We start from the raw sequence: 12,188 nt of genomic DNA on the forward strand, positions 1-12,188 counted from the left end.
AGGGTGGACGGACTCTGATCAGGGACCCTGATCCAAGGTCCCGGGGGCGGGAGGGGTCAGGCGGCGGGGTCGGCGGGGACGCAGAGCACCGGGCGGGTCGACAGGTGCAGCAGCTTGTAGGCCACCGAGCCCAGGAAGGCACCCTTGAGCGGGCTCTCCCCGTAGGTGCCGACGACGATCACCCGGGCGTCGTGCCGGTCGCCGGCGGCCAGCAGGGCCGGCACCGGCTTCTCGGCCACGACCTCGACGACGGTGGTGACGTCGGCCGCCTCGGCCTCGGTGACGGCGTGCGCGAGCGCCGTCCGGCCGATCTCGGTGAGGGCCCTCGCGTGCTCACCGGCCTCCTCGCCCACGACGCCGGGCGGGGCCGCGCCGTAGACGAGCACGAGGGGCTCCTCCAGCTTCCCGGCCAGGTCGATGGCCAGTCCCAGGGCGCGACGGGCGCCCGGGGACTCGTCGTAGCCCAGCACGATGCTCACTCAGTTCTCCTCAGGGACGACGGGGCGGGGGTCACGGGGCTGGGTCCTCGACGGCGGCGGCGCTGCGGCCGGCGGCGATGTCGGCCTGCAGCCGCTCGGCCGTCGTCGTCTTCTCGGCCCAGAAGCGGGCGTCCTTGAGCCGCCAGACCAGCATGAAGACCACGCCGACCAGGAAGATGCCGACGCCGATGACCAGCGGCGGGCCGAGGCCGAACCAGGCCTCACCGCTGTAGGAGTTCGCCGGGTCGGCCAGGTCCCCGATGCTCTCGACGAGCAGCCAGATCAGCAGCAGCGAGCCGATGACCGGGCCGACCCCGATGAGCAGGAAGTCCTTCACGCTGCGGGTCAGCTGCCGGCGGTGGAACACCGCGCAGGCGATGCCGGTGAGGGAGTAGTAGAAGGCGATCAGCAGCGACAGCGCGGTGAGCGAGTCGAAGAGGGCGTTCTCGCTGATCAGGTTGACCACCAGGTACCAGGCGATGGCGATCGCCGCGACGGTCCAGGTCGACACGTCCGGGGTTCGGAAGCGCGGGTGGATCCGGGCCAGCGCCGGGGGCATCGCGTGCCGCCGGGCCATCGACAGGCCGGTGCGCGATGCCGGCAGGATCGTCGTCTGGGTGGAGGCGATGGCCGAGGTGGACACCGCCAGCAGCAGCACCCAGTCCCAGGGACCCATGACCTCGGTGGCCAGGGTCGCGAAGATCGTCTCCTCCTCCCCCGACCGGTCGGCCAGGAACGCCGGGCCGAAGTAGCTGAGGATCGCGATCGTCACGCCGAGGTAGGTGACCAGCAGGACGACGGTGGAGACGATCGCGGCCTTGCCGGGGGTGGACTCGGCGTCCGTGGTCTCCTCGGTGAGGTTCACCGCGGACTCCCAGCCCCAGTAGATGAAGACGCCCAGCAGCAACCCGCCGGTGAGTGCGGCGCCGCCGGCACCGAAGGGGTTCAGCCAGGACAGCGACGGGCTGAGGCTGCCACCCTCGGCGCCGTGGCCGCGCAGGCCCGCGGTCAGCGCGATGCCGGCGAAGACCAGCAGGGCGGCCACCTGGGCCACGATCAGGCCGTTCTGCAGCTTGGCGCTGATCTCGGTGCCCAGCACGCAGACCGCCGTCATGGCGATGATCAGCAGCACCGTCAGGGTCCGGACGACGAACACGTTGCCGGCCAGGCCGTCCAGCTGCAGGGCCAGCAGCCCGAACCGGACGCCGACGTCGGCCAGCGAGCCGATGACCAGCACCCCGGTCATGGCGATGGCCCAGCCGCCCAGCCAGCCGATCCACGGCCCCATCGCCCGGGTGACCCAGGAGAAGGTCGTCCCGCAGTCCTGGTCGGCGCGGTTGAGGTAGTAGAAGGCCGAGGCGATCAGCAGCATCGGGATGAACGAGGCCAGGAAGACCCCCGGCGCGTACACCCCGACCAGCGCCACCACGGCACCGACGACGGCGGCCAGCGAGTACGCCGGTGACGTCGAGGCCAGCCCGATGACGAGGGCGTCGACGAACCCGATGGCCCCCTGCTTCAGCTGGGGCTGGGCGTCGGCCCGGTCGGCCGGTGCGCTCACCGCTCGCTCTCAAGTCCGGTCATGCGACGGTTATCGCAGGTGCCGAGGGGCTGCACAAGGGTTTCGCGTGTTACGAGTTGGTGCGGCGACGGAAGCCGTCGCCAGTGACGACGATCTCCCCTAGGGTCGCAGCACCGTCCCCTCTGAGAGGTCCTCATGCGCATCCTGCTGGTCGGCGCCGGTGGCGTCGGCAGTGCCATCGCCGCCATCGCCGCCCGTCGTGACTTCTTCGAGGCCATGGTGGTCGCCGACTACGACGGCGCGCGGGCCGAGAAGGTGATCGCCGCCGCCGGGGGCGACGCCCGGTTCACCGCCGTGGGGTCGCTGGACGCCGGGGACGAGTCCGCCGTCGCGGCCGTGCTGGCCGAGCACCGCTGCGACGTGCTGATGAACGCCGTCGACCCGCGCTTCGTGATCCCGCTGTTCCGGGCCGCACTGGCCGCCGGGGCCGGCTACCTGGACATGGCGATGTCGCTGTCCAGGCCGCACCCGGAGGACCCGTACAGCAAGACCGGCGTGAAGCTCGGCGACGAGCAGTTCGAGATAGCCGGGCAGTGGGAGTCCGCCGGGCAGCTGGCGCTGGTGGGGATGGGCGTGGAGCCCGGCCTGTCCGACGTGTTCGCCCGGTACGCCGCCGACCACCTGTTCTCCGCCATCGAGGAGCTCGGCGTGCGGGACGGCGCGGACCTGCAGGTCGCCGGCTACGACTTCGCACCCTCCTTCAGCATCTGGACCACGATCGAGGAGTGCCTCAACCCGCCGGTGGTCTACGAGGAGGGGCGCGGGTTCTTCACCACCCCGCCGTTCAGCGAGCCCGAGGTGTTCGAGTTCCCCGAGGGCATCGGACCGGTCGAGTGCGTCAACGTGGAGCACGAGGAGGTGCTCCTCATGCCGCGCTGGGTCGACGCGAAGCGGGTCACCTTCAAGTACGGCCTGGGCGAGGAGTTCATCGACGTCCTCAAGACCCTGCACAAGCTGGGCCTGGACCGGACCGACCCGGTGACCGTCAAGGGCGTCCAGGTCAGCCCGCGCGACGTCGTCGCGGCCGCGCTGCCCGACCCGGCCACCCTCGGTGACGTGATGACCGGCAAGACCTGCGCCGGGCTCTGGGTGAAGGGCACCGGCCAGGACGGCGAGCCCCGCCAGGTCTACCTGTACCACGTGGTCGACAACGAGTGGTCCATGCGCGAGTACGGCCACCAGGCCGTCGTCTGGCAGACCGCGGTGAACCCGGTCGTGGCGATGGAGCTGCTGGCGGCCGGCACCTGGTCCGGCGCCGGCGTGCTGGGCCCGGAGGCCTTCGACAGCACACCGTTCCTGGAGCTGCTGACCGCCTACGGCTCCCCGTGGGGCATGCGCGAGGGCGGCTGACGCGCGGGCGCACCGTCGCGGGGGCCAGGGCTCCTCGCCCCCGCGACGGTGTGTCCTCAGCGGGTGACCGTCACCCGCCCCTGGGCCACCGGGTCACCGTCACTGCCCCTGGCGGTGAGGGTGGTGGCCCCGGCCACCGTGTCGGCCGGCACCTGGAAGGTGATCCGGGCGGACCCGTCCGCGCCGGTGAGCACGGTGGACACCTGCGCCGGTCCGAGGGAGAGCGTGGTCAGGTCCCACCGGTCGAAGCCGGCGACGGCCACCGTCAGGTACCCACCCGCCGCGACCCGGGACGACAGCGCCCGGACGCTGGGCGTGACGTCGGCGGTGATGGCCACCGTCAGCGACCGGACGGTGCTGACGTTCCCGGCGACGTCGGCCGAGCGGTAGCTGACCAGCGAGCTGCCGACGGTGTCGAACCGGACGCCGTCGGCCGGGGCAGCGGTCCACGCGCCGTTCCCCACCCGGTACTCGATCCCCGCCAGACCGGAGTGCGCGTCGGTGCCGGCGAAGGTGAGCCGGACCGGGTTGCGCGGGGTCCCCGATGCGCTGGGTAGCGCCGCCACCGAGACGGTCGGACGCGCGGTGTCGACCGAGACCGACACCTGCCCCTCGGACCCGGCGACGACCACGGAGGAGCGCAGCAGTCGGTGGTCCACCGTGTGCGCGCCGTTGGCGCTGACCGTGAACGGCCGGCTGTAGGTCCGCCAGCTGCCGCCGTCGACCCGGTACTGGACGGCCGACGTCGGACCGGCGGGCTCGGTCAGGGTGACCAGGACGGACCCGCCGTACCAGCCGGCCACCGGCTCGTCGGCCGAGGACAGGGACGCGGTGGCCCCCGCCACGGCGGCCTCGACGGTGGACTGCTGCCGGACCGAGTTGCCGGCGACGTCCGTGGTGCGGACGACGACGTCGGTCCGGGCGGCACCGACGGTCACCGGGGCGGTGTAGGGCGACCACGTCGTCCCACCGTCCAGCGACCACTCGGTGCCGGCGACCCCGGAGGTGGCGTCCGCGGCGGTCGCGGTGACCGTGCGGGCCGCCCGGTCGACCGTCAGGGTCGACGTCGGGTCGGTGGCGTCCACCTGGACCGGCACGTCCTGGACGGCCGAGTACTGGCCAGCGGAGTCGACCGCCCGGACGCCCACCACGTGCGGGCCGTCGGTGCCCACGACCAGGCCCGTGGTCGAGGCGGCCCACGCCCCCCCGTCCAGCCGGTACTCCACCGTCGGCGCGGGTGCGTCGTCGGTGGCCGTGCCGGTGACGGTGACCGGGCCGTCGACCCAGCCCGCCGCGTTCGGCGCCGGCGCGGACGTCGCGCTCAGCGTGGGCTCCGCGTCCGCGGTCGAGACCGTGGTCGGGGTGCCGAGCACCGTCGGGGCGATGGTGACGGCGTTGACGTCGGGGGCGAACGCCCCGGCGTTGCCGAACACCAGCGGTGCGTCCGACGTGGTGAGGGTGACCGGGATGGTCCGGTTCTGGAAGGAGTTCCAGGCGTAGGTGTAGCGGAAGTACGCCTCACCCACGGCCGTTCCCGCCTCGGTCACCTGCAGCCTGCGGTCGATGACCTGCGGGTTGTAGGCGTGCTGCCCGATCGTCTCGGCGTTGGCGTAGGAGACGACCACCTCGTAGTCGCCGGGGGCCGCGAACCCCGCCTGGCGGGGGATCGTCAGGGTGGCGCCCCGACCGAGGTAGCCCACGGAGGCCCCGCCGGTGACGTTGCTCCCGCTCGATGCGGCGATGGTGCCCACCCGGGCGCCGCCGGCGAGGACACCGGACTCGGCCTCGATGCGGGTGGCCGCCGCATCGGCGTCCGGGGTGCGGACGGTGCTGACCTGCTGCAGCAGGGTGCCCCCGGCGGAGCGGACCTCGATCTCGTTGATGCCCTCGGAGAGGAACACCCGCGCGGTCGACGCCCAGGAACCGGCGCCCGGTGTGGTCATGGCGGGCACGGCCCGGCCGTTGACCGTGATGGAGACCGACGAGGCGCCCTGGGTGACGTGGTCCAGGACGACGTCGTGGTAGCCGTCCTCCCAGGCGCTGACGTACAGGTCGGCGCGCTGGTCACCGCTGATGGAGGCGAACCCGCGGGCGTCCGGGGTGGTCCAGTCCAGCCCGGCCCCGTCGTAGAAGCGCAGCGTGCTGGCGGGGTGGACCGTCCGCTCGCCGTCGGTGACGTCGGTGAGCAGGAACCGGTCCAGGGTGATGTCGGCGTTGGGCAGCACCGTCGTGCCGTCGGCGCTGGCGCGCACGGACAGCGTGTGCGACCCCGCGGTCAGCTCGACCTCCATCTCGGTGGACCCCCGGTACTTCCACCGGCTGGTGTCGTTGAGCGCGAGGTTCGCGGCGTACTGCACCGTGCCGGCGGCAGCTCCGTCGACGAACAGCGCGTGCTGCCCGGGTCGACCGGGAGTGGCCCCGACGACCTGGAACCGGTACGTGCCGTCGCGGGGGACCTCGACGGTCCAGTCGGCCCGCGAGCCCGCGTTGTTGAACGAACCGACGTCCCGGCCACCGGAGGCCAGGAAGTTCCAGCCACCGTTGGCCGTGGGGCTCTGGGTGTAGACCTGCGCGCCGCTGAGCCGGGTGTCCTCCGCCTCGACGGCGGCCGACCAGGCCTGCTCGGCACCGACGGTGGAGTCCCCGGCCGGGGTCACGACGACCTGGTAGCCGGCGTACCGGTCCAGGTTCGACACCGTCAGGGTGAGGTCGCCGTCGGACAGGGCGACGTCCTGGGCCGCCTGCACGACCCGCGGGGTGGCGGAGAGACCCTCGGCCCCGGACAGCGGGGCCTCCCGGACCTCGACGTCCACGGCGCCGCCGAAGACGGCGGGGTCCAGGTCGGTCATGGCCACCTGGACCTGGTCGGCCGCGGACCCCCCGTAGAGCACGGTGGCCCGACGGTCGGAGGTGTCGACGGCCCCGATGCCCTGCAGGGTGTCGGGGACGTCGGGCTGCGGCGGGGTGACCGCCACGGTCCGGCTGCCCTCGAGGTCGCCGTACCACTTGAACAGCCACCAGCCGGCGTTCGCACCGTTGGCCCGCGCGGTGTTGTCCGACAGGTTGCCGGCGTAGTTCCAGTACGCGGTCTGGGCGTCGACCTTGGCGTCCTCGAACATCGAGAACCACTGGATCAGCTGCCCGGGCACGCTCATGTCGCGGAGCAGGCCGTACTCGGTGATGTTGACCGGGAGGTCGGCGATGCCCAGCCGGTCCTCGATGGCGCGGTACTCGGCCAGGTGGGCCGGGAACGTCGCCAGGTTGTCGATGCCCAGCTCGTGCCAGATCGCGATCTCGGGCAGGTTGCCCGCCTGCTGCGCATGGGTCATGAAGACGTCGGTGCGCTCGCGCTGCCAGGACGCGTCGCCGGGACCACCGATGCGCGGGACGGGCTTGCCGGCTGCGGTGTAGACCTCGCTGATGACGGCGTGGACGGCGTCCCAGTCGCCGAGGAAGAACTGGTCGAAGACCCCTCGGTCGCCGTACCAGTTGCCACCGTCGGGCTCGTTGAAGGGGATCAGCACGTAGTCCGAGGCACGGTCGGGGTCGCTGGCGAGCTCCGTGGCGACGATCCGCACGACCTCCAGGTAGTCCCAGGTGCCGTTGGGCTGGTTCGCGTACTCGCCGGTGGCCAGGTCGTAGCTGCGGTCGTCGCCCGGGCGGCGCCCGCCGTTGTAGGCCCAGTCCGGGTAGTAGTCCTGCATGTAGACGTACATGTCCTGGCCGTGCTTGGCGTAGAAGTCGCCCTGCACGTCGAAGATGTCGCCGCTGGGGTGCTGGGTGCCGAACGGCGGCTTCTGCGAGGTGTTGGTGACGTGGGCGCCGTTGACCAGGGCCCGGGTGGGTGCGCCGGTGTCCCCGAAGCCGTACAGGGTGCCGCTGGCCCCGCCGCGGAACTCCCCGGTGTCCTGGTCGAAGTCGACCGCGAGGGTCTCGCTGGTCGCGGCCGCCGCCGTCGGGGGTGGGACGGCGAGCGTCCCGCCGATCACGAGGCTGGCCGTCAAGGCGGCCAGGGTGGGGAGGGATCTCTTCGTCATGGGCGTCGTCGCTCCTGGACGTAGGGCCCGGTGTGAGCCGGGTCTCGCATGTCCCGCTCTGTGTAACCGCTTACAGAAAGCGGTGTCAAGCCCTGACGCGTCGCTGACCTGGGCTGATGCTTCGAGGTACCGGAACACGCCAGCAACCCCCTCCCGCATGCGGGAGGGGGTCGCAGGGAGAGCGGTCAGACGAGGACGACGACCACGCCGGGGCCCTGGTCCTGGGCCAGCAGGTGGGCCAACACCTCCGGCGAGGTGCTCGCCGGGACCTCGCGGAGCCTGAACCCCGCCGCGTACAGCGCCGCCGCGACGCCGGCGGGGACCGAGCCGGCCGCCACCACCGGGGTGCGCGACGGCGGGGCACTGCACCCCGGGTCCCCCGGCACCTCGCAGGGCAGGTCCGGTCGCGGGGAGTTGCGACGACCCAGCGCCTGCGCCGCCGGGTCGGGCGCCCAGTCCAACACCGTCATGGCCGCCTGCACCCGGGCCCGGGTGGCCACGGCGACGTGGGGGTGCTCGTTGAGCACGCGGGACACCGTCTGCCGGCTCACCCCGGCCATCCGGGCGACGTCCTCGACCGTGGTCGGGTGGTCCGGCGCCACCCGAGCACGGTCGAGCGCGGGCGGGTCAGCCCGCAGCGTCGACGCGGGCACCGTCGCCTCCCCGGAACAGGTGCACCTCGTCGGGCCGCAGACCCACGTGCACGGTGCTGCCGGCCCGCGGCGGGGTGCGCCCGTCGACCCGCACCACCAGGGGGCGACGGTCGTCGCCGGCCCCGAGGGAGCCGTGCAGGTAGGCGTCGGCGCCCAGCTCCTCCACGACGGCGACGTCGAGCCGCAGGCCGGTCCCGTCGCCGGTCAGGTGCAGGGCCTCGGGACGCACCCCGAGCTGGGCGCCCTCCCCCGACCCCAGGGCGCCGCGGGCCACCGGGCCGACCGGGACCGTGAGGTCACCCAGTTGCACCCCCTCCGCCGTCAGCGTCACCGGCAGCACGTTCATCGCCGGGGAGCCGATGAAGCCCGCGACGAACACGTTCACCGGCCGGTCGTAGAGCTCCCGAGGGGTGGCGACCTGCTGCAGCACCCCGTCCTTCAGGACGGCGACCCGGTCGCCCATCGTCATCGCCTCGGTCTGGTCGTGGGTGACGTAGACGGTGGTGGTGCCCAGCTCCCGCTGCAGCGAGGCGATCTCGGTGCGGGTCTGCACCCGCAGCTTGGCGTCCAGGTTCGACAGCGGCTCGTCCATCAGGAACACCCGCGGCGAGCGCACGATCGCCCGGCCCATGGCCACCCGCTGCCGCTGGCCGCCCGACAGCGCCTTGGGCTTGCGGTCCAGGTACTCGGTGAGGTCCAGCATCGCCGCGGCCCGGGCCACCCGGGTGGCGATGTCGGCCTTGCCGACCCCGGCCAGCCGCAGCGCGAAGCCCATGTTCTCCCCCACCGTCATGTGCGGGTACAGGGCGTAGGACTGGAACACCATCGCGATGTCACGGTCCTTGGGCGAGGCGTCGGAGACGTCGACCCCGTCGATCCGGATCTCCCCCGAGGTCACCTCCTCGAGCCCGGCCAGCATCCGCAGCGCGGTGGACTTGCCCGACCCCGACGGACCGACCAGCACCAGGAACTCCCCGTCGGCGATCTCCAGGGACAGCTCGTCGACCGCGGGGACCGGGTTGCCCGGGTAGAGCCGGGAGGCCTTGACGTACTCGACGGTGGACATCAGTGGCTCTCCGGTGCGGTCGGGGGTGGGGGTGCGGTGCTGTCCCGGAGGACCAGCAGGGGTCGGTCGGCGGAGAAGGCGGGCACGTCCTCGTCGGAGAGCAACGCCAGCAGCAGGCCGAAGGCCCGCCTGCCCAGGGCCGCGAAGTCCTGGGCCACGGTGGTGAGGCTGGGCGACCAGAGCTCGGCCAGCGGGTGGTCGTCGAAGCCGACGACGCTGACGTCCTCGGGCACCCGACGGCCGGCGTCGGTGAGGCCGCGGACCACGCCCATGGCGATCTCGTCGTTGCCGGCGAAGACCGCGGTCACCTCGTGGTCCTCGGCCAGCGCGCGGCCGATGGTGCGGCCGGTGGCCGCCGACCAGTCGGCGTCCCACAACGGGGGGACCGGGGCACCGGCGTCGGCCAGCGCCCGGCGCCACCCGGTGGTGCGCCCGTCCTCGTCGCGCGAGGGCGGGATGCGGACGTGGTGCACGGTCCGGTGCCCCAGGGACAGCAGGTGCTCGATGAGCTCGACCGCCGCGCTGTACTCGTCGAGGACGGCCTGGGGTGCGTCGCTGCCCGGCGCCCCACCGGCGACGACGAGGGGCACGTCGGCCGGGATGCGCTCACGCAGGGCCACCCCGGCCGGGTCGAACTTCAGCAGCACGATGCCCGCCGCGGTCTGGCCGAGCACCAGGTCGATGGCGCGGTCGACCTCGGCGTCGTCGGTGGTCTCGGCGACGGTGATGGACACCGTGTATCCCGCGGCGCGGGCGGCTTCCTCCACCCCGCGGATGGTCTCGGCGTAGCCGTAGTGCGAGGTGTTGCCGGCCAGCAGCGCGATGTTGCGGGTCTGCCGCAGCGACAACGCCCGGGCCGTGGCGCTGGGGCGGAAGTTCAGCTCGGCGATGGCGGCGAGCACCCGGTCCCGCTTGTCCGGACGGACCACGGCGGACCCGTTGAGCACCCGGGAGACGGTGGGCACGGAGACGCCGGCGAGCTTGGCGACGTCGGCCATGACAGCCGGCCGCTGACGTCGGACAGGAGGGGCCATGGGGGTCATGGTGCCGGGCTCCCCGGCACCCGCGGGTGCTGGATGCGGCGCGCTGGTGGGGGCGTGCGTGAGGGTCACTTCACCGCACCCCCGGTGATGCCCGAGATGATCTTCCGCTGGGCGATGACGAAGGTGAGCAGCAGCGGCAGGCTCATCACGATCACGTAGGCGAAGATCAGGTGCCAGTTCTGCAGGTACAGCCCGGCACTGGCCACCCGGAACAGGTTCAGCGGCAACGTGTCCAGCTGCCCGCCCAGCACGAACAACGCGTAGAACACGTCGTTCCAGATGTAGAGCACGATCAGGATCGTCGCGGTCGAGAGCACCGGGGTGAGCAGCGGCAGGATGATCGTGAAGAACACCCGGACCGGGCCGGCCCCGTCGACGCGGGCAGCCTCCTCCAGCTCGTGCGGGACCGTGCGGATGAAGCCGGTCACGAAGAACACGACCGTGGACAGGTACATCCCGGTGTAGACCCCGACCATCCCGGTGGGCGTGCCGGCCAGGCCGAGCTGACGCAGCAGCAACACGATCGTGACCACGGCGGGCGGCAGCACGATGCCGCTGATCATCAGCGCGTAGACCACGGCCATGCCCCTGCCGCCGCGGCGGGCCAGCACCCAGGAGGCCATGGACCCCAGCACCAGGACCAGGAAGACCGAGGGCGCGACGACCAGGACGCTGCCGAAGAACGCTCGGACCATGTCGCCGTCGGTGACCACCTCTCGCACGTTGGTGAGCAGCTGCCAGCTGCCCGGCGGGGACAGGTCGGGGTCGAAGGCCTCGGCCTGGCTCTTGCTGGCGGTGGACACCACCAGCCAGAACGGCACCCCCAGCAGCGCCAGGGTCGCCAGCACCGCGACGACCGGCTGCAGCGCACCGCGTCCGCGGCGGCGCCGGGACGCCGGCTGCCGGGTGGGGGCGCGCAGGTCGGCCGGGACGGGGGCAGCGGCGATCGTCACAGCACGTCCTCACGCTTGCGCAGGTACCAGATGACCGGGACGGCCATGAGCGTGACGGTCACGAACAGGACCAGGCTCATGGTCGTGGCCTGGGCGAACAGCCCCTGGCCGAAGGTCCGGAAGATGAAGATGTTGAGCAGCTCGGTGGTGCCGCCGGGCCCGCCCTCGGTGGTGGCCTGGACGACGTCGAAGCCGTTCATGGACCCGAGCAGGGCGGTGGCGAAGTTGAAGGTGACCGCCGGGGCCAGCAGGGGGAAGCGGATCCGGCGGAAGGTGTCCCACCAGGTGGCGCCGTCGAGGCGGGCGGCCTCCAGCACGTCCTCGTTGATGGTCTTGAGACCGGCGAGGTAGATGAGCATCGACAGGCCCATCCACTTCCAGGCGTGGATGAGCGCGACGACGACGATGGTCCAGGTCGTGTTGCCCAGCCAGGCGATCTGGACCTCGGTACCGGAGAGGAACCCCAGGGCCTGGTTGAGGCCGCCGTCGGGCTTCAGCAGCGCCTGGAAGACGTAGCCCACGGCGAGCGCGGACATGATCACCGGGATGAAGAACAGCACCCGGCAGAGCCGGTTGAGCCGGTTGTCCCGCTCCAGCAGCAGGGCCAGGACCAGGCCGAAGAGGTTCTGGAAGACCGCGACCAGCACCGCGTAGACGACGGTCACCCGCAGGGCGTCGAGCAGGGTGCCGTTGTCGAAGAGCGCCGTGAGGTTGTCGGTGCCGACGAAGGAGATCTCGGACTTGAAGCTGGACCAGTCGGTCAGCGCGTAGAAGAAGTTCGACAGCGTGGGCAGGAAGAAGAAGACGAAGACGACCACGAGGGCGGGGGCCAGGAACCACAGCGGGTGGTCGCTGCGTCGTCGTCGCTTGCCCCGGGGGGCCGCGGGTGGCTGGTCGCCGCCGTCCAGTCTCGGGCGTTCCCGCAGGTCGGTCATGGTCATCGCGAGTCCCTCGTCGGAGTCGGGAGGGGCGACCCGTGGCGGGTCCCCCACCTCGTCGTGGGTCGAGCTGGTGGTGGATCGGTC

At 72.3% G+C, this 12,188-nt stretch carries 9 protein-coding genes; 1 reads left to right on the top strand and 8 read right to left on the bottom strand.

The window, feature by feature from the left end; translation table 11 throughout:
• Window positions 1–56: 56 nt before the first annotated feature.
• The gene (locus AC0IVP_RS14995; RefSeq protein WP_471757524.1) at window positions 57–479 is read right to left on the bottom strand and encodes a universal stress protein; all 423 of its coding nucleotides are present in this window, start codon (window positions 477–479) and stop codon (window positions 57–59) included.
• Between the two features lie 31 nt (window positions 480–510).
• A complete protein-coding gene (locus AC0IVP_RS15000; RefSeq protein ID WP_471757526.1) occupies window positions 511–2,040 on the bottom strand; it encodes an APC family permease in 1,530 nt (509 codons plus the stop codon).
• Between the two features lie 156 nt (window positions 2,041–2,196).
• Between AC0IVP_RS15000 and AC0IVP_RS15005 the strand changes: the two genes are divergently transcribed.
• Entirely contained in the window at window positions 2,197–3,411 is a 1,215-nt protein-coding gene (locus AC0IVP_RS15005) for a saccharopine dehydrogenase family protein (protein ID WP_471757528.1), read from the top strand.
• Between the two features lie 56 nt (window positions 3,412–3,467).
• Here AC0IVP_RS15005 and AC0IVP_RS15010 read toward each other — a convergent pair whose 3' ends face one another.
• The 6 genes from AC0IVP_RS15010 to AC0IVP_RS15035 all read right to left on the bottom strand — a co-directional run bounded on the left by AC0IVP_RS15010 (window position 3,468) and on the right by AC0IVP_RS15035 (window position 12,104).
• A complete protein-coding gene (locus tag AC0IVP_RS15010) occupies window positions 3,468–7,448 on the bottom strand; it encodes an OmpL47-type beta-barrel domain-containing protein (RefSeq protein ID WP_471757530.1) in 3,981 nt (1,326 codons plus the stop codon).
• A gap of 185 nt (window positions 7,449–7,633) precedes the next feature.
• Window positions 7,634–8,050 (bottom strand): LacI family DNA-binding transcriptional regulator, encoded by a 417-nt coding sequence (locus AC0IVP_RS15015; protein ID WP_200938861.1) that lies wholly within the window; start codon window positions 8,048–8,050, stop codon window positions 7,634–7,636.
• A gap of 25 nt (window positions 8,051–8,075) precedes the next feature.
• Window positions 8,076–9,167, bottom strand: coding sequence for an ABC transporter ATP-binding protein (locus AC0IVP_RS15020; protein ID WP_471757532.1), 1,092 nt, complete (start codon window positions 9,165–9,167; stop codon window positions 8,076–8,078).
• Window positions 9,167–10,201: a LacI family DNA-binding transcriptional regulator gene (locus AC0IVP_RS15025; protein ID WP_471757534.1), complete on the bottom strand. Its 1,035-nt coding sequence runs from the start codon at window positions 10,199–10,201 to the stop codon at window positions 9,167–9,169. Before AC0IVP_RS15025 ends, AC0IVP_RS15020 begins: the two co-directional genes overlap by 1 nt.
• 74 nt (window positions 10,202–10,275) lie before the next feature.
• Window positions 10,276–11,163 carry a carbohydrate ABC transporter permease gene (locus AC0IVP_RS15030; protein WP_471757536.1) on the bottom strand — a complete coding sequence of 296 codons (888 nt, stop codon included), beginning with the start codon at window positions 11,161–11,163 and terminating at the stop codon, window positions 10,276–10,278.
• Window positions 11,160–12,104 carry a carbohydrate ABC transporter permease gene (locus AC0IVP_RS15035; protein ID WP_471757538.1) on the bottom strand — a complete coding sequence of 315 codons (945 nt, stop codon included), beginning with the start codon at window positions 12,102–12,104 and terminating at the stop codon, window positions 11,160–11,162. The genes AC0IVP_RS15030 and AC0IVP_RS15035 overlap by 4 nt, the downstream gene beginning before the upstream one ends.
• Between the last annotated feature and the right edge of the window lie 84 nt (window positions 12,105–12,188).

Source organism: Klenkia sp. AC732 (genome assembly GCF_979256525.1).